Raw genomic sequence first — 18,496 nt, 5'->3', positions numbered from 1 at the left:
ACCAGCCGCTGCCGACCCGCATCGGCGGCTTCGGCGGCGTGAGCGGGCTTGCCGACACCATCCGCAGCGAAGGCATTACGCATGTGATCGACGCGACGCATCCTTTCGCTGCGGAGATGAGCCGCAATGCGGTCGAGGCGTGCGCGGAAACCGATACGCCGCTGATCGCGCTGGAGCGCTCGCCTTGGACCGGGATGTCCGGCGACAATTGGATTGAGGTCGCGAATGTCAGCGCCGCGGCCGCGGCGCTGCCCGAGCCGCCCGCAAACGTGTTCCTCGCCATCGGCCGCCAGCATATCGCGCCGTTCGCGACGAAGCCGCAGCATGCCTACACGCTGCGGTTCGTCGATCCGCCGGAATCGCCGCTGCCCTTCGCCGCCGATGTGATCGTGTCGCGTGGACCGTTCACGTTGGACGGTGAATTGGAGATGATGCGCGAACGCGGCATCGGCTGGATCGTCGCCCGCAATTCCGGCGGCGATGGCGCGCGCGCCAAGATCGACGCGGCCCGCATGCTCGGCCTGCCCGTGATCATGATCTCGCGGCCGAAGCTGCCCGAGCGGCCGCGGGTCGAGAGCGTGGCCGAGATCATGCGGTGGCTCGGTCATTCTACCCGCCTCGGCGCATAGACCCAGCGGCCGACCCGGCGCGTCTGCGAATTGCAGACGATCACCAGCGTCCGCATGTCGGCCATCTCGGGCCGAGCTTCGTGCAGCGTGACAGTTTCGATCCTCTCGTCAGCTGTGCTGACCGCGCGCGCAAAAATCACGAGGCGCTCGCCGCAACCGGCGTCCTTCAGCACCGCGAGCGCGCGGCCGAATCCTTCCGGCCGACTTGCCGAGCGCGGATTGTACATCGCAATCGAAAAATCAGCTTCGGCGGCGAGCCGCAGCCGCTTCTCGATGACTGCCCACGGCTTGAGATTGTCGGAGAGATTGATCGCGCAGAAATCATGGCCGAGCGGCGCGCCCGCGCGCGCGGCAGCTGCCAGCATCGCCGTGATGCCAGGCAGCACGCGAATCGAAAGATTCCGCCATTGCGGCGCCTGTTCGAGCGCCTCAAACACGGCAGAGGCCATCGCGAAGACGCCGGGATCGCCGGAGGAGACGACGACGACCTGCCCGCCGTCTGCGGCAAGCCGCAGGGCTTCGCTCGCGCGCTGCAGCTCCTCGCGGTTATCCGAGGGATGCAGCTTGAGCCCAGCGCGCGCGGGCACGCGCGCGACATAGGGCGCATAGCCCAGAATATCGGTTGCGGAGGCCAGCGCAGCCGTGACCTCGGGCGTCACCAGAGCATCGCTGCCCGGCCCGAGGCCCGCGATGGTCAGCGTGCCCGTCATTCGGCGGCGTCCAGGTGCCGGCCCTTGCCGTGTACCAGCACGATCGCGAAGTAAGGACAGTCGGCGCCGTCGACCTCGGCAAGCCGCACCACGCGCTCGCCCGCCATGGTGCCGCACTCGACCAGCCAGGCATCATCGAGCCGGCCGGCTGAGCTGAGCGCGCGGCGCACCTTTGCGAGATTGCGCCCGGTCTTCATGACGACAACCGCATCGGAATCGCGCATGCGCCGCTCGAGCTCGTCCTCGGCCAGCGTTCCCATCAGCACGGTCGTCACGTCATCGCCGAGCGCGATCGGCTGCCCGACGCCGTTCCAGCAACCGACCATGCCGGGAATGCCCGCGATCACCTCGATCTCGACGCGGCCTTGCAGGCGCGTGTGCAGATGCATGAAGGAGCCGTAGAAATAAGGGTCGCCCTCGCAGAGCACGACGACGTCGACCGCGCGCGAAAGCCGCGCCAGACGCTCCGCCCACTCGTCGTAGAAGCCCGCCAGCAGCTGCACGTACTCGGCGCTGTCGAAGGCGATCTCGGTGGTGACCGGATATTCCATGGGATATTCGGTGACATCGGCCGCCAGCATGCCCTCGACGATGCGCCGCGCCTGGCCCGGCCGGCCCTTCTTGCGGAAATAGGCGACGTGGCTTGCGGCGCGCACGGTGCGATTGGCGCGCACGCTCATCAGATCAGGATCGCCAGGGCCGAGACCGCAGCAGATGATGCGCCCCATCGCTATTCGCTCCGGCTCGCCAAGGCGTTCACGGCGGCAACGGTAATCGCGGAACCGCCGAGGCGGCCCTCGACCGTCAGCGCCGGCGCCGGCGGATCGGCCATCAGCGCGGCCTTGGATTCGGCAGCGCCGACGAATCCGACGGGACAGCCGATGATCGCCGCGGGCCGTGGGCAGTCACGGTTCTCCAGCATGTTGAGCAGATGAAACAGCGCGGTCGGCGCATTGCCGATCGCAACGATCGCGCCATCGAGATGCGGCCGCCACAGCTCCAGCGCCGCGGCCGAGCGGGTGCTGCGCATGGATTGCGCCAGCGCTGGAACGGCCTCGTCGCCGAGCGTGCAGATGACGGCATTGGCTGCCGGCAACCTCGCGCGCGTAATCCCTTCCGAGACCATGCGCGCGTCGCACAGGATCGGCGCGCCTCTCTGCAAGGCGGCGCGCGCAGCGGTCGCCATGCCCTGAGTGAAGCGGATATGCGCCTCCAGGCCGACCATGCCGGCGGCATGGATCATCCGCACCACGACCCGCTCTTCGTCCGGCGTGAAGCGGGCAAGATCGGCCTCGGCCCGGATGGTGGCGAAGGACTGCCGGTAGATCGCCGCGCCATCGGTCTCGTAGGTGTGCGGCATCAATTCCCTCCCACCAGAATGGAGGGGTCGCTGACGATGTCGGCGCCGTTCAGGTCGCGCAGCACCGGCTCGTCGCGGATCGAGCCGTCACGGACGAGGTCGAATCCGGCGCGCGTCGCAACCAGCGTGACCGCGGCCGTGCCGGAATGGGCACAGCCCTTGCCGCAGCCGGAGACGTGGAGCCGCGCATCGGCGGCGATGCGCGGGGCGAGCGCTGCTGCGAGCGCACGCGTATCGGAATGGGCTTCGCGGCAGCGCGGCGCGCCGCTGCAGGCGATGACGCGCAGCGCGGGATCAAAGGGCTCGGTGATCAGGCCCGGCGCGCTCGGCATCTCGCGCTTGCCTTCGCTCAGCACCATCCGCCAGGGCGTCATGCGCAGCGCATGTCCACAACCGGCGAACTGATGCAGCGTCGTGTGCAGCATCTGCCCGAACGCGACGCCGACCATCGCGCCTTGCGGATAGTGCCCGGGACGCGAGGCGGCCATCACAGGCGCGGGCTCGATCTCGCCGCGCAGCGATTGAGGCAATGCCGCGCCGGACGCGATGTGGGCCGCCATGCGCCCTCGCCCGCCCGTCGCGCCGCCGGAGACCAGGAACCAGCTTGCGAGCGCGAGCGCCGTGCTTACGGCTTCTCCGCGTGCGACGGAGCGGCCCAGCTTTGCGCCATCGGCCCGCACCAGGAGACGGCCTGTGCGATCGCGCTCGATGCGGATGTCGGCGGAATCGCCGGCGAGCACGCGCGAGGTCCCGTCATCGATGGCGAAGCCGAACTTCGTTGGAAGCGCGAGCGCATTATCCTCGAGCGCTTCTTCCAGCTCGGCGGCAAGCGATTGTGTTGCGTCGCCAGCGCGCCAGAACGGCGTGACGAGGATGTTGCGACGGGCTTCAGTAGCCGGATCGGGATCGAGCAGCGCCAATCGTGCAAGGCCGTCGATCAACGGCCTATGGCCTGCTTCACTGACGCCCCTGATCTGCAGATTGGCGCGGCTCGTCACGTCGATCAGACCATTGCCGTGTTGCCCGCCGAGCTCGGCAAGTCCGGAAATTTGCGGTGCTTCCAGCCGTCCACCGAACGGACGCACGCGCACCACGAGCCCGTCGCCCGAGAGCATCGGGCGCAGCGCGCCGGGACACCAGCCCTTGACCGTGGCCGCGCTCATGAGGCCTCCCGCAGCGCCGCGGCGATCGAATTGCGGCGCGTTTGCCAAAGCGCCGCATCGTGCAGGCGCGCAAAACAGATTTCCATCGCGGCGAGCGCGGACGGATTTTCACGCGCCATGAAAGCGCGGACGTCATCATTGCCGAGCGTTGCATCGTAGTAGAGATCGAACAGATGCGGCGGCACGGCGCCGGCGAGATGCGCGAAAGCGGCCATGTGCTCCAGTGTCGCGGTGATTTCGGCAGCGCCCCGAAAGCCGTGACGCATCATGCCTGCGATCCAGGCCGGATTCGCGGCACGCGCACGGACGACACGCGCGATTTCCTCGGTCAGGGTGCGCGCATGCGGCTGCTCGGGACGCGTCGTGTCGAGATGATAGAGCGCCGGCCCTGCCGCGCCGAGATGCGCGGCCGCGGCCGCAACGCCGGCTTCATGCGCGGCATAGTCGGCCGCGAGCAGCAAATCGGTCTCCGGCAAGTCCTGGACATGGACAAAGCCATCGGCCGCAGCGAGGCGCTGTTCGATGCCGGCGCGATTCGGCTGCATCTCGCCGTCGGCCGAGAACGCCCAGGACGATGCCGCCAGCCAGGCTTCACCGGCTGCCTCGCGGGTCTCCGGCGTGAAGGCATCGGGGATCGCGGATAGGCCCACGCCGTATTGTCCGGGACGCGGCGCGAACACGCGGGAGGCGCGGTGGCGGTACGGATTCTCGTCGCCCTCGTCCTCGCGCGCCGCAAGCGCTTCGGAGGCGGCCTCGAACAATTGCGCAAGGCCTGAGAAGACGTCGCGGAACAGGCCGGACACGCGCAGCGTGACGTCGATGCGGGGACGGCCGAGCTCGGCCGGCGCGACGATGTCGTAGCCGGTGACGCGGCCGGAGGCGTGATCCCAGCGCGGCGCAAGGCCGGCCAGATGCAGCGCCATCGCGAACTCTTCGCCCGCGGTGCGCATCGTTGCCGAACCCCAGAGATCGACGACGAGCCCCTTCGGCCAGTCGCCGTGATCCTGCAGATGGCGGCGCAGCAGCTCTTCGGCGAGTTTTATCCCCTGCGCATGTGCCGACGGCGTCGGCACGGCGCGCGGATCGACCGCAAAGAGATTGCGCCCGGTCGGCAGCACGTCTTGACGGCCGCGATAGGGCGAGCCCGACGGTCCCGGCGCAACGCGCTGGCCGGCAAGCGCGGCGCGCAGCGCTCCGCGCTCCGCCTCACCGCAGGCGCCGCGGCCGAATACGTGCAGGCCGTCCCCGAATTGGCTTTCCTTGAGATCGCAGACGAAGCGATCAATCCGCGGAATGGCTTCGGCGGGCGCGGCCGAGGCATCCAAACCGAGATCGTCTTCGAGGCCTGCCACGCGCGCCTCGTCGCGGATCGCGGCAATCAGCCGTTGGCGGCGCGCGGGATCGAGACCATCAGCGGTCGAATATTCGTCGAGAAGTCGTTCGAGCCGGCGCAGGGCCGCCGGCACCGAGGATGTTTCCAGCGGCGGCGGCAAATGGCCGATGGTGACGGCGCCAATGCGCCGTTTCGCCTGCGCGGCCTCGCCGGGATCGTTGACGATGAAGGGATAGATGATCGGGAGATCGCCGATCAGGGCTTCCGGCCAGCAGTGCGATGACAGCGCCACGGATTTTCCGGGTAGCCATTCCAGCGTGCCATGTGCGCCCATATGCACGACGGCATCGCAGGCCTGCTGCCGGAGCCAGAGATAGAACGCGACATAGGCGTGGCGCGGCGTGCGGGCGAGATCGTGATAATCGATATCGCGCGTGGTCGCATCGCCGCGTTCCGGCTGAACCGCGATGATCGACTTGCCGCAAGCGACGGCCGCGAATTGAAACGCGCCGTCCTGGCAGCTCGGATCATCCTCCGGCGCGCCCCTGGCTTGCGCGAGATCATCCTGCAAGACTTGCGGCAGGCGCGAAAGCGCCGCGCGGTAATCGGCAACGTCCCAGGTCAGTTGCCGCTTGAGCAGCGTCTCGCCAAGGGTGTGGACCGGCGCAACATCGAAGCCGGCCTCCGCGAGATCCGACACCAGTGCCTCGACCGAAGCCAGCGCATCGAGACCGACCGCATGCGCGATCTGATGCGGCCGGCCCGGATAATTCGAGAGCACGATCGCAATGCGCTTCTCGGCAGCTGGCTTCTCCGCGAGGCCCCGCCAGGCCGCGACGCGCGCGGCGACGGCCGTCACGCGCCCTTCATCGGCGCCGTGCGCAAGACGCGAAAATTGCAGATCGGGGTCACGCATCCCCTCCGATTTGAAGCTCACCACGCCCGCGAACAGGCGGCCATCGACCTCGGGCAGCACCACATGCATCGCGAGATCGCCGGGCGACAGGCCGCGCAGCGAGTCCACCCAGTCCTCGCGCCGCGCGGTGGAGAGCGCGACCTGAAACACCGGACAGGATGCGGCGTCGAATGGTGTCGTGCCGTCGTCGCCCATGGCCGAGAACGCCGTCGCATTGACGATCGCCGCCGGAGGATTTTGCGCAAGATACGCGCGCAGCCAATCCGCAACGCCCGCAGCCTTCAGCGACGTGACGAACGCGCCACAAGTGTCAAATCCCTTCTGACGCAACGTCGCGATCAGGGCATCGACCGGGCCGGTGTCGGCAGCGGTGAGATAGGAGCGATAGAACGTCACCAGCGCGCGCGGCCTGCCCTCGCCGCCCACCGGCGCAGCAATGACACCACGCGCGGGATCGTAGAACCCCATCTCGGGCACGGTCGTCTCGCCGATAACTGGCCCGGCATAGAGGCCCGAGGCCAGCGCGAGCTGTGCAATCGCGGCCTGCGCCGCGACCGGGCCGCCGGTGTCGCAGAGCACCTTGAGCCGGCGCAGCGTCGAGACCGGCAAGGTCGAGTATGCATCGAGCCGCGTGTCGTCACGGCCATCGGCCGGCAGCACGGCCAGCACAATGCCACGGTCCTTCGCAAGCTGTTGCAGGGCCGCAAGCCCATACGGCCAGTAGGACTCCCCGCCGATCAACCGCACCAGAATGCCGCGCGCCTGCGACAGCGTGCGCTCGATATAGGTGTCGACCGACAGCGGATGACGCAGCTCAGCAAGGTTCGCGAGCCGCAGCGTCGGCAGGTTCTCGCGACCACGCCGCCAGCCGGCTGCGAACGCCGCGAGATCCGAATCCGAATACGAGAGCACCACGAGATCGGCCGGGTCCTGGCCGATATCCCTTGGCGTCGCGGTCTCCTCCAGACCGCGGCTCTCGCGGAAGACGACGTGCATCAGATACCTAGTCCTGCCTTGATGGCGGCCTCGTCGATATCGCCGTGCTCGCCGATCACGACGAGCTTCGACCGCCTGTGACCGGCGCCCCACGGCTTGTCGAACTGGTGGCGCACGCGCTCGCCGACGGCCTGCAGCAGCAGCCGCATCGGCTTGCCCGCGACCGCGATGTAACCCTTGGCCCGCAGCACGTTCTGCTCGCGTGCCAGCTTCTGGACGGATGCGACCAGCGCATCGACGTCGGCGACTTCAGGAAGGTCGACCACGACGGAGGCGAAGTCATCGTGCTCGTGCTCCTCCTCGCCGTCATGATGCGAGGGGCGCGCAGCGAGATCGTTCTCGGCGGCGGCGCCGAGACCGAGGATGACGCGCGCATCGATCGCGCCGTCGGTCACGGGGAGCATCGGCACGCGGCGCGGCATCTCGGCAATAATCGCCGCCTTGGCCGCTTCAAGCCCCGCCGCGCCCGCAAGATCGGCCTTGGTCAGCAGCACGATATCGGCGCAGGCGATCTGATCCTCGAACACCTCCGACAGCGGCGTCTCGTGATCGAGATTTTGGTCTGCCGCCCGCTGCGCTTCGACGGCATCAGGATCCGGTGCAAAGCGGCCGGCGGCGACAGCCTCGGCATCCGCGAGCGCGATCACGCCGTCGACGGTGATGCGCGAGCGGATCTCCGGCCAGTCGAATGCCTTCAGCAGCGGCTTCGGCAGCGCCAGGCCCGAGGTCTCGATCAGGATGTGATCGGGGCGCACGGGCCGCGCCAGCAGTTTTTCCATGGTCGGGATGAAATCGTCGGCGACCGTGCAGCAGATGCAGCCATTGGCGAGCTCGATGATGTTCTCCTCCGGGCAATTGGCATCGGCGCAGGATTTCAATATCTCGCCGTCGACGCCCTCACTGCCGAACTCGTTCACGAGCACCGCGAGCTTCTTGCCGCCGGCATTGCTGAGCAGATGCTGGATCAGCGTCGTCTTGCCGGAGCCGAGAAAACCGGTGACCACCGTCACAGGGACTTTTGCGAGCGAGTTCATTCGGCGGCCTCCGGCACGACGGCAATGGGGGGAATGCGGGCAAGCGATTGCTTGCGGAATATTTCCGGCCGGCTGCGCCAGGGCACGAGACCATCCGGCGCCGCCGCATAGGCCGCCGCGCCCGCGACCACATCCTGCGCATTCGCATCCGACAGGCGGCCATAGACATACGACCAGCGGCCGGGCGCGCTGAGCGCGACCGAGCAGCCCTGATTGCAGGCCGACAGGCATTCGACGGGAACCACATTGACGCCCTCGGGCACGCCGGCGTCGAGGATCGCCCCATGCAGGCGCTTGCCGGGCGTCGCCTCGCCCTCGGCGGGCGCCTCGCCGGCACGGCAGGTGATGCAGACGTGAAGTGTGACGGTCATCGCCTCTTCCAGATAACAGCGGGAGGCGATGAGGCACACGGACCGCTCTTTTCGAGGCCCGTTTCCCCGTCGCGGAGCACCCCGTCCGCCGGTCCAAAACTCGTCCGCGCTGGCAGGTCTCCCGGCTTGCGGAGCAGGGTTTTGCCCTTCGATCCCCGCCTTCCCGATTCCCGCGGGAATCAGTGGCTTCGGGCATCTCTCCGGTCACGGTCGCGGGGGCGGCTGCATTTTGGACCCAAATCTTGCCGATTCGGACCCTATCGCATTCCCTCTTCGCCTGTCATAGGACAGGAACCAACGCCGGGCCACCATTTGCCGGTGGCCGCCACTTGTCAAGCCGAAGGACCGGGACCGATGACGCCTGAACCGGATACAAAAACGGCCGAGGAAACCGACGCCCGCCACGCCACGAAAATGGCGAAGAAGAAGGCCGCCCGCGACAAGATCATGGCGACCAAGAGCGGCGAAAAGGGCCTCATCATCGTCCACACCGGCGCCGGCAAAGGCAAGTCCTCCTCGGCCTTCGGCATGATCGTCCGCTGCGTCGCCCATGGCTTCCCCTGTGCGGTCGTGCAGTTCATCAAGGGCGCCTGGGATACCGGCGAGCGACGCCTGCTCACCGGCCATTTCGGCGACCTCTGCCAGTTCCACGCCATGGGTGAAGGTTTTACCTGGGAGACGCAGGACCGCGCCCGCGACATCGCCGCCGCGCGCGCCGGCTGGGAGAAGGCCAAGGAGCTGATCCTCGATGAGAGCTTGCGCATGGTCGTGCTCGACGAGATCAACATCGCGCTGCGCTACGACTATCTCGACATCGCCGAGGTCGTCGAGTTTCTGACCACCTCGAAGCCGCCGATGACGCATGTCGTCCTCACCGGGCGCAACGCCAAGGACGAGCTGATCGAGATCGCCGATCTCGTCACCGAGATGACGCTGGTCAAGCATCCCTTCCGCTCCGGCATCAAGGCGCAGGCCGGCGTCGAGTTCTGAGTTCGATGGCGCGCGCATTGATGATCCAGGGGGCCGGCTCGGACGTGGGCAAGTCGCTCATCGTCGCAGGCCTTGCGCGTGCCTTCACGCGGCGCGGCCTGCGCGTGCTGCCGTTCAAGCCGCAGAACATGTCGAACAACGCCGCCGTCACCATCGATGGCGGCGAGATCGGCCGCGCCCAGGCGCTGCAGGCGCTGGCAGCAGGCGTCGAACCGCACACCGACATGAACCCCGTGCTGCTCAAGCCCGAGACCGATGTCGGCGCGCAGGTGATCGTCCACGGAAAGCGCATCGCGACTGCGCGCGCGCGTGACTACGCCGCGATGAAGCCCTCGCTGATGGGCGCGGTGCTGGAGAGCTTTGAGCGGCTGAAGGCACGCGCCGATCTGGTGCTGGTGGAAGGCGCCGGCAGTCCGGCCGAGGTGAATTTGCGTAAGGCCGACATCGCCAATATGGGTTTTGCGCGCAAGGCCGACGTGCCGGTCGTGCTGATCGGCGACATCGACCGCGGCGGCGTCATCGCCCAGCTCGTCGGCATCAAGACGGTGATCGACCCCGACGATGCCGCGATAATCCGGGGTTTTGTCATCAACAAGTTCCGCGGCGATCCCACCCTGTTCGACGACGGCTACAGGCTGATCGAGCAAAAGACCGCGTGGCGCGGCCTTGGCGTGCTGCCCTGGTTCGCCCGCGCCGGCGAGCTGCCGGCCGAGGATGCGCTGGGCCTCAGCGACGCGCGCAAGCCGGGCCAATGCAAGATCGCCTGCCTCGCGCTGTCGCGGATCGCCAATTTCGACGATCTCGATCCGCTCAAGCTCGAGCCGGGCGTCGATCTCGTGATGGTACGCCCCGGCGAAGCCATCCCAGGCGATGTCCGCCTCGTCATCGTTCCCGGCTCGAAATCCACCCGCGGCGATCTCGCCTTCCTGCGCACGCAAGGCTGGGACATCGATCTGCTCGCACATCACCGCAGGGGTGGCTATGTGCTCGGCCTCTGCGGCGGCTATCAGATGCTCGGGCGCAGCGTTGCGGACCCAGAGGGGATTGAAGGTCCCGCAGGCGACACGGCGGGGCTCGGGCTGCTGGATGTGGACACGGTGATGAGTCCGCAGAAGACGCTGACGCGGGTTACGGCTGTGCATGCCGCCACGGATCAGCCGATCGAGGCGTACGAAATTCACATCGGCCGTACCGATGGGCCCGATCGTGCGCGCCCGTTTGCGACACTGAACGGCGAGACCGAAGGCGCGATCTCGCGCGATGGCCGCGTGCAGGGCAGCTACCTGCACGGCCTGTTCACGTCGGATGATTTCCGCAAGGCGTACCTCGCAAAGCTCGACATTCCCGCTGGCAACGAGCCCTACCACGCCCGGGTCGAGAGTGCGCTCGATGCGCTGGCCGACCACATCGAAAAGCATCTCGACGTCGAAGGTCTGCTTGCGCTAGCGCGCTAGCACCTCGGCAAGGCGCATCCATTCGGCTTCGCTGCCGGGAAGCCCGAGCCGAAGCCATGTCGGCTTTTGCGCGAAGACGCGCGACCAGATCTGGCTTTGTGCCAGTCTGTCTTGCGCGGCGAGCGCGTCGGGTGTCTCGTAGAGACGGAACAGCGGCGTCCCCCCAAGCAGCATCCAGCCTTGCGCTTGCGCTATGGCATCGAGGCGAACACAGTCCCGGGCAAGTCGCGCTGACGTGGTCTCAGCCCAGGCGTCGTCGCGCAGCGCGCGACAGCCGATCGCGATCGCCGCTCCCGAAACCGGCCATGGACCCGACATCGACGCAAGCTTGCCAATGTCGGCGGCATTGCCGATCGCGAAGCCGAGCCGCAGGCCGGCAAGGCCATAGAACTTTCCGAACGAGCGCAGGATCAGCAGTCCCGGTCGATCGGCTTCCGATGCAAGCGACAGCTGCGAAACGGCGTCGACGAAGCTCTCGTCGATGACGAGGCGGCCGACGCGCGGCAGCAGTGCGAGCAGATCCTTTGGTGCACGATGCTGTCCGCCGGGGTTGTTGGGATTGACGATCACCGCAAGATCCGCGCCCGCCAGCGCGTCGAGTTCCCTGACCTCCTGGACATCCCAGCCTGCGGCCGACAGAACCCCTGCGTATTCATTGTAGGTCGGTCCGATGATGTGGGCGCGGCCGGTTCGTAACAGCTGCGGCAGCAATTGAATGGCAGCCTGCGCGCCGCCCATCGCAACGATCGGTGCGCTGGTGCGATAGGCATGCTGCGCCGCCTGATGCAGGGCGTTGATGTCGGATTGCGAGGGCAGCGCATTCCAATAGTGCGCATCGATCTCGCCGACGGGATAAGGCAGCCGGTTGATTCCTGTCGACAGATCGATCCAATCTTCCGCGCGTCCGCCGAAACGCTGCTGTGCCAGATCCAGATTTCCACCGTGCTCGCGCATGTCCCGTTCTTTCATGCGAAAGCCAGGATCGCAAGGGTGCCAGCGAGCAGCACCATGGCGCGGCGGTAGACCGTCAGTGCCTCGGCGATATCAGCGGCGCGCGGATCGCGCGCGCCCTCGTTGAGCCAAGGCTCGTCGGTCGCGCTGCCGTGATAGATGCGGGGGCCGCTGAGCCGGACGCCAAGCGCCCCCGCCATGGCCGCCTCCGGCCAGCCGGCATTGGGCGAGCGGTGACGCCGTGCGTCGCGCGTCATGCACGACAACGCCTCCGATCGCCGCGGCGCTAGCAGCACGAACAAAAATCCGGTCAGCCGCGCCGGAATGAAATTGGCGACATCGTCGATGCGCGCCGCCGCCCAGCCGAAGGCCTCGTGCCGCTCGTTGCGATGGCCGATCATGGAGTCCAGCGTGTTGATCGCCTTGTAGCCGAGGATGCCCGGCAGGCCGAACAACGCGCCCCAGAACACCGGCGCCACGATGCCGTCGGAGGCATTTTCCGCAAGGCTCTCGATCGCCGCGCGCGCGATGCCGGCTTCATCGAGCGCTGCGGGATCGCGGCCGACGATCCGCGAAACCGCGTCGCGCGCGGCGGCGATATCGCCAGCCAGCAATGGATTTGCGACGGCGGCCACGTGATCATGCAGCGAGCGCAGCGCAACCAGCGGCCAGGCCAGGATACCGACCAGCACGATTTGGATCCAACTCGAGGAAAGCAAGGCCTGAAGCGCGCAGCCGATCGCAACGGAAAATGCGATCACCAGGAGCGATCCGGCGACACCAGCAGCGCGGCGGAGCGCCGGCGGATCTGACCCGCGATTCCAGCCGCGATCAATTGCACCGATCAGCCGACCCAGCCAGGTCACGGGATGACCGATCCGCGCGAACAGCCAAGACGGCCAGCCCAGGAGGGCATCCACCGCCATCGCCACCACCATCGCGCCCGCAAAGCCCACACACGCCTCCTGTCCCGCCCCTGTTGCGCAAAGCGAAGGCAGAGTGCAAGCCCCCGCCCGGCTGATTTCGGCTTTGTCTTTGGCCGCGTTTGGTGATTAGTCAGGCTTACAGGAGACCTTTATGGCCGTCATCTTGATCACGGGCGGAGCGCGATCGGGCAAGAGCAAGCGTGCGGAAATGCGCACGCGCGCCTTCCCCGGGCGGCCCGTCTATGTCGCGACGGCTGAGGCGCTTGACAGCGAAATGGAAGCGCGGATCGCCAAGCACCGCGCGCGCCGCGGAACGGACTGGATCGAGCGCGAGGTGCCGCTCGATCTCGTCCCCGCGCTGATCGCGACCGACGGTGGCGGCGCAACGCTCGTGGACTGCCTGACGCTGTGGCTCTCCAACCTGATGCATGCCGAGCGCGACTGGGAGCGCGAAGTCGGAGAACTCGCCGCCGCCCTGCCCCGCCTGAAAAGCCCCGTCGTCTTCGTGTCCAACGAAGTCGGTCTCGGCATCGTCCCCGACAACGCGCTGGCGCGCAGCTATCGCGACGCCGCCGGCATCATGAACCAGATCATCGCCGAAGCCGCCGACGAGGTCGAGTTCGTCGTCGCCGGTTTGCCCATGAAATTGAAATGATGCCGCGCTCCGAACTCTTCAAGGACATGGTCGCCGATCTCAGGATGGCGGCGTCGTTCGTCACGATCCTTCCCGTGGCATCGTCCAAGCCCGCGGCCGATGGCGCCGTCGCGCGTGCGACATGGGCGCTACCCGTGGCCGGACTGCTGGTCGGCCTTGCCGGCGCTTTCGTCTACAAGGTCGCCATCCGCTTCGGACTGACGCCGAACATTGCCGCCCTGCTCGCACTGGCCACGACCGCCCTCATCACCGGCGCGCTGCACGAAGACGGTCTTGCCGATACGGCCGATGGGCTCGGCGGCGGCCGCACGCGCGAGCGCAAGCTCGAGATCATGCGCGACAGCCGGATCGGGACCTACGGCGTCTGCGCGCTGATCCTGTCGTTCGGCCTGCGCTGGAGCGCACTCGCGGCGATCGCCGATCCCTTGCTGGTGGCATTTGCGCTTTGCGCCGCGCACGCCGCCGCCCGCGCGGGCGTGCCGGCCTTCATGTCACTGGTACCGCCAGCGCGGCCTGACGGGCTGTCGGCGAGCGCGGGATCGCCGCCGGGCCGCAGCGTCGCCATCGCCTTCGCTCTTGGAACGCTCGCGCTCGCTCTCGCGTTGGGGCCGGGCAAGGCGCTGGTCGGCCTGATCCTGCTGTCGCTCGCCGGCCTGTTGCTGGCGCGGCTTGCCGTGCGCCAGATCGGCGGGCAGACCGGCGACATCCTCGGTGCGTTCGAGCAGATCGGCGAGATTCTCATTCTGCTGGTCGCGGCATCCTTCCGGATGGGAGGCTGATCTCATGGTCGAGTTCGACGACACCTTCCGTCAGCACTTGCGCGAGCTGTTCGTGTGGCGCCGCGACGTCCGCCGCTTTCGAACCGACCCGCTGCCGGCCGGCGCCATCGATCGCCTGATCGAGACCGCCTGCCTGTCGCCCTCGGTCGGCCTCAGCCAGCCCTGGCGCTTCGTCACCGTCGATGATGCTGCGCGACGTCGCGCCATCATCGACGATTTCACGGCGTGCAACGCCGACGCACTGAATTGCTATTCCGGCGAACGCGCAGCCCGCTACGCCACGCTGAAACTGTCGGGCCTTGAGCAGGCCCCCGGTCACCTCGCCGTGTTCGCCGACAAGGCCAGCGACATCGGCCACGGCCTCGGCCGTGCGACCATGCCGGAGACGACCGAGTATTCCGTGGTCGCCGCCATCACCGCGATGTGGCTCGCCGCGCGCGCCGAAAGCATCGGCATCGGCTGGGTCTCAATCCTCAACCCGGATCGCATCCACGTCGTCCTCGACGTGCCCGATACCTGGAAGTTCATCGCCTATCTCTGCATCGGCTATCCGGAAGCCGAATGCGACCAGCCCGAGCTGGAGCAGGCGAAATGGGAGCACCGGCGCGGCGCGGACGAGTTTACAATGCGGCGTTAAGCGGATCGCGCCCCAACTCGCCAGTCAGATATCGGCAGTCGATCCATCCGTCATTGCGAGCGAGGCGAAGCAATCCAGGATCGCAAGGGCTCTTCGCAATGACGGCGGAGAGAGCGGGCACAACCTTCCGCTACGACCTGCTCCGGCCGGCCACCGCCGCCACAGGCGCGGGTGGCTCCGGCTTCTGGAACATCAGCAGCGGGCGGAAGATGACGCGGCCATAGGCCTCGTAATGGTTCTGGGTCGAGACCGCCATCTTCAGTGGCGTCGCGTAATTTGCCTCGAAGGTCATGAACTGCGCATAGGTCCAGGAGAAACCGACGCCGACCGAGGCCATTTCGGTGACGCCGGGGAAGGTCGAATACACCGCGCCCCAATCGGTGAAGATGTAGGTGTCGAAACCCCTGAGCCATTGCGACCAGTTGTAGTGCAGCTCGGCGCTGAGATAATAGCCGCTGTCGCCGGAGGCCGCATTGGAGGGATAACCGCGTACGGTGGTGGGGCCGCCGATCGAGAAGATCTGATCGCCCGGCAGCAGCTTCTCCTGCGTGTACTGCCAGCTCGCCAGCACATTGGCGCTGAAGTTCTGGGGCCCTGCGGCGCTCGTCGCGATCAGCGAGCCGGTATAGGTGTTGAACGCGCGGTTGTTGCCGAGCACATAGTCATGCCACGCGATGTAGTTCACTGCCGGCGAGACCGTGATCGAATAGGTGTTGCCGGACTTGGTCACCGAGATTCCAGCCGTGGTCTTGTCGTAGTGGTCGTCGGTGACGGCGACCGTGGCAAAGCGGCTGACGGTCTTGCCCTCGGTCAAGGCCGCGTTGAGCAGCACCAGCCAGTCCTGCGTCACCCAGACCGGCTGGCTGAAATTGACAGCGGCCTGGCTCGAGCGACCGGTGACGTCGAGCGCGACGAACGGCCCCTGGACGATCTTGATCTTGCCTTCGGTATAGCTGACGCCGGCGCGGCCGCCCCAGGGATTGACCGGGATGCTGTAGGCGACATTGCCGTTGAGATTGCCGTCGGAGCGGACGCCGTAGAAGGTCAGGCGGTCGTCGACGCCGAACAATCCGTGGCGCTTGTAGAAGGCACCGCCCTCCCAACGCCCGGTGTTTTCGGAACCCTGATTGTCGGTGAAGAGCTGCAAGGTGTCGACCGGCGGCTCGATCACCGCGAACTGGAGGTCGGTGAGGCCGAAGCTCGTGCCGGGCTGCAGCAGCGCCTTGATCTGCACGTCGTTGGTCCGGTTGAACCAGATCACGTCGCGGTTGAGTTTTGGAACGTCGAGGACCTCGCCTTCGGGCTCCTTCACGCGATCGAGGATGTAATCGGTGCGAGTCTGCTTGTTGCCCTCGACGGTCGTCTTCTGCAGCCGTCCCTCGGTCAGCTTGACGCGGACGACGCCGCCCTTGGCATCCTGCTCGGGCAGGGTCGCGATGCCCGTGACGATGCCGCGCGCGGCATAGACCGCATTGATGTCAGCAACGAGCTGCAACAGCGAGGCGATGTCGACGTCCTTGCCGACATATCTCTTCGCGATCTCATCCAGCTCCGCCGGCGTGATGAACTTGGACTCGTCGAACGTGACCTTGCGCAGGCGAAATTTCGGCCCGCCTGGCTTCAGGAGCTGGGACTTTTCCCGCTCGCCGCCGATCACCGCCGGCCCGGTGAGCTTGGGCGGCGCGCTCTGCTGCTCGAGCTGCCGCCGCTGCCGGTCGACGTCGTTCTGGATCACGCCGGGATTGATCGACTGGGCGCGCGCGGAGGCGATGCAGCAAGCTGCAAGCCCGATCGCCAACGACGCCCCCAGAATCCGCATCCCGAATCCAATTACCATGCCTGTGCGAGACGGCCAACGGCCGGCTTTTCCGTTTCAACCGCCGCATCCTTCCAGCCCGGACGTCCCGCACGCTGCCCCTTCTGGCGCAGCTTGCGCATGTCGCTGAGCCCTTCGACGTTAACGGCGGGGCCGGAGCCGACGGCCTCGACCGGCCGTGGCGTCAGCAGCGCGTCGAGCCGCGCCTGGCCGGAGAGACCGAGCAGGTAGAAGGTCCCCCCATCCTTCTTCGCGAGCCAGGTCTCGATGCTCTCTTTGCCCTCGCCGTCGACCGAGATGTTGCGCGCCATGCTGGCACCGGTGAAGACATTGCAGCAGCTGTGGGTCGGGCCGTAATTGGTGACGGTCGCCGAGACGTCGCCGGTGTAGAACACCACATAGGCATTGCCGACATTGGCGTTGCCGAGCTGGCTCATCGTGAACACGCCGCCCGGCTGATACAGCTGCAGCGACGGCCAATTGGACGGCGCCGGCGTACGATTGTTCAGGAGTATCTGCTGGGTCGCCGTGGTGAGCATGAGTTGGCCCGGCACGTAGCCGTTCAGGATCGAGACGGCCGGCGCATCGGTCCAGAAGGTCGCGTCCACCACCCTGAACTGGTTGACGATGATGTGGTCGGGGTCGATCGAGATGTTGGCGGACTTCGCAACGCCGCCGTTGTAGCCGGTGACGTTCAGGATCAGCGGGACCGCCGGGTTCGAACGGATCTGCTCGCCCTTGACGTTGATCGTATCGGCCGCGAGGTCGAGCTCCCGCACGACGCTGACCCAGTTGATCGTCAAATCACCCGACGAGGTCATCTTGACGACGTCGCCGCTGATCCGGTCGAGCGAGACCGGTCCGACCACATCGAAATGCGTGTCGCCGTGGGCGGAGATCGATCCGCCGCGGAGCGAGCCCGTGTCGGACTTGATGTTGAGATCGCCGGCATCGCCCGGGATCCCCGTCGTGGTGAGCTGGCTGAAGACGACGTCGTTCACGGCATGCAGGGTCTGCGTGCCGCCGCTGATGGCGGTGCCGACGGTGATCCCTCCGGTTGTCGCGGTGACGTCGAGCGTGCCGCCAACGTTGAGATTATCCCAATGAACGACCGTGCCGCTGAGGACTGCATTGCCGGCGGTGGCCGTGAGGTTATGCCCGGTGTTCGCACCCGCCGCGATCAGTCTCGCCGAGCCGTGGGCCGAGACCGAGCCGAGCGTCGGCGCGCCGCCTGAAATCACGGTCTGCGCGAGGATGAAACCGTTGTCCGCGTTGACGTTGACGCTGCCGGCATCGCCATTGATGCCCGTCGCCGTCAACGCATTGAAGGTGACGTTGTCATGGGCGTGGATGGTCTGCGTGCCGCCGCTCTGCGCGGTCTGGAAGGTGATGCTGCCCTGCCCCGCGGTCGCGACCAGCGTCGTCCCGACATTGAGGACGTTCCAGTTGATCGGGCCGGCGGCAGTCAGCAGGCCCGAGCCCGTCGAAGCCGCGAGCGTGTTGCCGCTGATGGTCGTGGCCGCAACGAGGCTCGCGGAGCCATGGGCCGAAACCGAGCCCATCGTGGTCGCACCGCCCGAGGTCACCGTCTGCGCCAGGATGAAGCCAGTGTCGGCGGTGACGTTGATGCTGCCGGCATCGCCGTTGATGCCGGTCGCCGTCAGCGCGTTGAAGGTGACGTTGTCGCGGGCGCGAATGGTCAGCGTGCCGCCGCTCTGCGCGGTCTGGAAGGTGATGCCACCCTGGCTCGCCGTCGCACCCAGTGTCGTGCCGACG

The 18,496-nt window shown here is 67.0% G+C and carries 16 protein-coding genes, 1 pseudogene and 1 riboswitch; of the genes and pseudogenes, 6 read left to right on the top strand and 11 right to left on the bottom strand.

Translation table 11 applies throughout. The features are described from left to right. Positions 1 to 629 (top strand): cobalt-precorrin-6A reductase (locus IC66_RS0113060; RefSeq protein WP_038947920.1); only part of this gene is annotated, 629 nt, incomplete at its 5' end. On the opposite strand, the gene cobJ is transcribed toward IC66_RS0113060, so the two are convergent. From cobJ to IC66_RS0113025, 7 genes are read right to left on the bottom strand one after another with little or no spacing between them, the layout of a single operon-like run. After that, positions 605 to 1,339, bottom strand: coding sequence for a precorrin-3B C(17)-methyltransferase (cobJ, locus tag IC66_RS0113055; protein ID WP_038947919.1), 735 nt, complete (start codon positions 1,337 to 1,339; stop codon positions 605 to 607). The genes IC66_RS0113060 and cobJ overlap by 25 nt on opposite strands. Then, entirely contained in the window at positions 1,336 to 2,067 is a 732-nt protein-coding gene (locus IC66_RS0113050; RefSeq protein WP_038947918.1) for a precorrin-2 C(20)-methyltransferase, read from the bottom strand. Before IC66_RS0113050 ends, cobJ begins: the two co-directional genes overlap by 4 nt. Positions 2,068 to 2,069: 2 nt before the next feature. Continuing rightward, positions 2,070 to 2,699 carry a precorrin-8X methylmutase gene (locus IC66_RS0113045; RefSeq protein WP_038947917.1) on the bottom strand — a complete coding sequence of 210 codons (630 nt, stop codon included), beginning with the start codon at positions 2,697 to 2,699 and terminating at the stop codon, positions 2,070 to 2,072. Then, positions 2,699 to 3,862 carry a precorrin-3B synthase gene (gene cobG / locus IC66_RS0113040; protein ID WP_038947916.1) on the bottom strand — a complete coding sequence of 388 codons (1,164 nt, stop codon included), beginning with the start codon at positions 3,860 to 3,862 and terminating at the stop codon, positions 2,699 to 2,701. The genes IC66_RS0113045 and cobG overlap by 1 nt, the downstream gene beginning before the upstream one ends. Next, positions 3,859 to 7,107: a cobaltochelatase subunit CobN gene (gene cobN, locus IC66_RS0113035; RefSeq protein WP_038947915.1), complete on the bottom strand. Its 3,249-nt coding sequence runs from the start codon at positions 7,105 to 7,107 to the stop codon at positions 3,859 to 3,861. Before cobN ends, cobG begins: the two co-directional genes overlap by 4 nt. After that, on the bottom strand, positions 7,107 to 8,141 hold the full coding sequence (cobW, locus tag IC66_RS0113030) for a cobalamin biosynthesis protein CobW (RefSeq protein ID WP_028142441.1): 1,035 nt from the start codon (positions 8,139 to 8,141) through the stop codon (positions 7,107 to 7,109). The genes cobN and cobW overlap by 1 nt, the downstream gene beginning before the upstream one ends. Further along, positions 8,138 to 8,512, bottom strand: a complete 375-nt coding sequence (locus IC66_RS0113025) for a DUF1636 family protein (protein ID WP_038947914.1) — start codon at positions 8,510 to 8,512, stop codon at positions 8,138 to 8,140. The genes cobW and IC66_RS0113025 overlap by 4 nt, the downstream gene beginning before the upstream one ends. A gap of 94 nt (positions 8,513 to 8,606) precedes the next feature. Next, positions 8,607 to 8,826: riboswitch (cobalamin riboswitch) on the bottom strand. Positions 8,827 to 8,866: 40 nt separating this feature from the next. On the opposite strand from IC66_RS0113025, the gene cobO reads away from it, so the two are divergent. Both cobO and IC66_RS0113015 read left to right on the top strand, forming a co-directional pair. Then, complete coding sequence (gene cobO / locus IC66_RS0113020) at positions 8,867 to 9,502, top strand: cob(I)yrinic acid a,c-diamide adenosyltransferase (protein ID WP_028142439.1); 636 nt, start codon at positions 8,867 to 8,869, stop codon at positions 9,500 to 9,502. Between the two features lie 5 nt (positions 9,503 to 9,507). Then, on the top strand, positions 9,508 to 10,956 hold the full coding sequence (locus tag IC66_RS0113015; protein ID WP_038947913.1) for a cobyric acid synthase: 1,449 nt from the start codon (positions 9,508 to 9,510) through the stop codon (positions 10,954 to 10,956). Here the strand turns inward: IC66_RS0113015 and cobD are convergent. Together cobD and cbiB are read right to left on the bottom strand one after the other, a co-directional pair. Then, positions 10,945 to 11,910: a threonine-phosphate decarboxylase CobD gene (gene cobD, locus IC66_RS0113010; protein WP_038947912.1), complete on the bottom strand. Its 966-nt coding sequence runs from the start codon at positions 11,908 to 11,910 to the stop codon at positions 10,945 to 10,947. The two genes, IC66_RS0113015 and cobD, sit on opposite strands and share 12 nt — an antisense overlap. 11 nt (positions 11,911 to 11,921) lie before the next feature. Further along, the gene (cbiB, locus tag IC66_RS0113005) at positions 11,922 to 12,863 is read right to left on the bottom strand and encodes an adenosylcobinamide-phosphate synthase CbiB (RefSeq protein WP_049806524.1); all 942 of its coding nucleotides are present in this window, start codon (positions 12,861 to 12,863) and stop codon (positions 11,922 to 11,924) included. A 121-nt stretch (positions 12,864 to 12,984) separates the two neighbouring features. Between cbiB and cobU the strand changes: the two genes are divergently transcribed. Genes cobU through bluB form a run of 3 tightly spaced genes read left to right on the top strand, consistent with a single transcriptional unit; the run spans position 12,985 to position 14,904 of the window. After that, entirely contained in the window at positions 12,985 to 13,488 is a 504-nt protein-coding gene (cobU, locus tag IC66_RS0113000; RefSeq protein WP_038947910.1) for a bifunctional adenosylcobinamide kinase/adenosylcobinamide-phosphate guanylyltransferase, read from the top strand. Further along, positions 13,485 to 14,267, top strand: coding sequence for an adenosylcobinamide-GDP ribazoletransferase (gene cobS / locus IC66_RS0112995; RefSeq protein WP_028142434.1), 783 nt, complete (start codon positions 13,485 to 13,487; stop codon positions 14,265 to 14,267). The genes cobU and cobS overlap by 4 nt, the downstream gene beginning before the upstream one ends. A 4-nt stretch (positions 14,268 to 14,271) precedes the next feature. Continuing rightward, a complete protein-coding gene (gene bluB, locus IC66_RS0112990) occupies positions 14,272 to 14,904 on the top strand; it encodes a 5,6-dimethylbenzimidazole synthase (RefSeq protein ID WP_038947909.1) in 633 nt (210 codons plus the stop codon). A gap of 130 nt (positions 14,905 to 15,034) precedes the next feature. Here the strand turns inward: bluB and IC66_RS0112985 are convergent, their stop codons facing one another. Together IC66_RS0112985 and IC66_RS0112980 are read right to left on the bottom strand one after the other, a co-directional pair. Beyond that, positions 15,035 to 16,723, bottom strand: a complete 1,689-nt coding sequence (locus IC66_RS0112985) for a ShlB/FhaC/HecB family hemolysin secretion/activation protein (RefSeq protein ID WP_038947908.1) — start codon at positions 16,721 to 16,723, stop codon at positions 15,035 to 15,037. Between the two features lie 11 nt (positions 16,724 to 16,734). Further along, positions 16,735 to 18,496: pseudogene (locus tag IC66_RS0112980) on the bottom strand (leukotoxin LktA family filamentous adhesin); the annotation flags it as partial.

The organism is Bradyrhizobium genomosp. III (genome assembly GCF_000261705.1).
GTDB lineage: Bacteria > Pseudomonadota > Alphaproteobacteria > Rhizobiales > Xanthobacteraceae > Bradyrhizobium > Bradyrhizobium ottawaense.
The sequence above is the reverse complement of the archived record's forward strand: the minus strand, read 5'-3'. Positions and strand labels throughout refer to the sequence as shown.

Excerpts from the sequence above, each read along its gene's own strand:
- cobJ (WP_038947919.1), bottom strand. The coding sequence starts at position 1,339 with ATGACGGGCACGCTGACCATCGCGGGCCTCGGGCCGGGCAGCGATGCT.
- IC66_RS0113050 (WP_038947918.1), bottom strand. The coding sequence starts at position 2,067 with ATGGGGCGCATCATCTGCTGCGGTCTCGGCCCTGGCGATCCTGATCTG.
- IC66_RS0113045 (WP_038947917.1), bottom strand. The coding sequence starts at position 2,699 with ATGCCGCACACCTACGAGACCGATGGCGCGGCGATCTACCGGCAGTCC.
- cobG (WP_038947916.1), bottom strand. The coding sequence starts at position 3,862 with ATGAGCGCGGCCACGGTCAAGGGCTGGTGTCCCGGCGCGCTGCGCCCG.
- cobN (WP_038947915.1), bottom strand. The coding sequence starts at position 7,107 with ATGCACGTCGTCTTCCGCGAGAGCCGCGGTCTGGAGGAGACCGCGACG.
- cobW (WP_028142441.1), bottom strand. The coding sequence starts at position 8,141 with ATGAACTCGCTCGCAAAAGTCCCTGTGACGGTGGTCACCGGTTTTCTC.
- IC66_RS0113025 (WP_038947914.1), bottom strand. The coding sequence starts at position 8,512 with ATGACCGTCACACTTCACGTCTGCATCACCTGCCGTGCCGGCGAGGCG.
- cobO (WP_028142439.1), top strand. The coding sequence starts at position 8,867 with ATGACGCCTGAACCGGATACAAAAACGGCCGAGGAAACCGACGCCCGC.
- IC66_RS0113015 (WP_038947913.1), top strand. The coding sequence starts at position 9,508 with ATGGCGCGCGCATTGATGATCCAGGGGGCCGGCTCGGACGTGGGCAAG.
- cobD (WP_038947912.1), bottom strand. The coding sequence starts at position 11,910 with ATGCGCGAGCACGGTGGAAATCTGGATCTGGCACAGCAGCGTTTCGGC.
- cobU (WP_038947910.1), top strand. The coding sequence starts at position 12,985 with ATGGCCGTCATCTTGATCACGGGCGGAGCGCGATCGGGCAAGAGCAAG.
- cobS (WP_028142434.1), top strand. The coding sequence starts at position 13,485 with ATGATGCCGCGCTCCGAACTCTTCAAGGACATGGTCGCCGATCTCAGG.
- bluB (WP_038947909.1), top strand. The coding sequence starts at position 14,272 with ATGGTCGAGTTCGACGACACCTTCCGTCAGCACTTGCGCGAGCTGTTC.
- IC66_RS0112985 (WP_038947908.1), bottom strand. The coding sequence starts at position 16,723 with ATGCGGATTCTGGGGGCGTCGTTGGCGATCGGGCTTGCAGCTTGCTGC.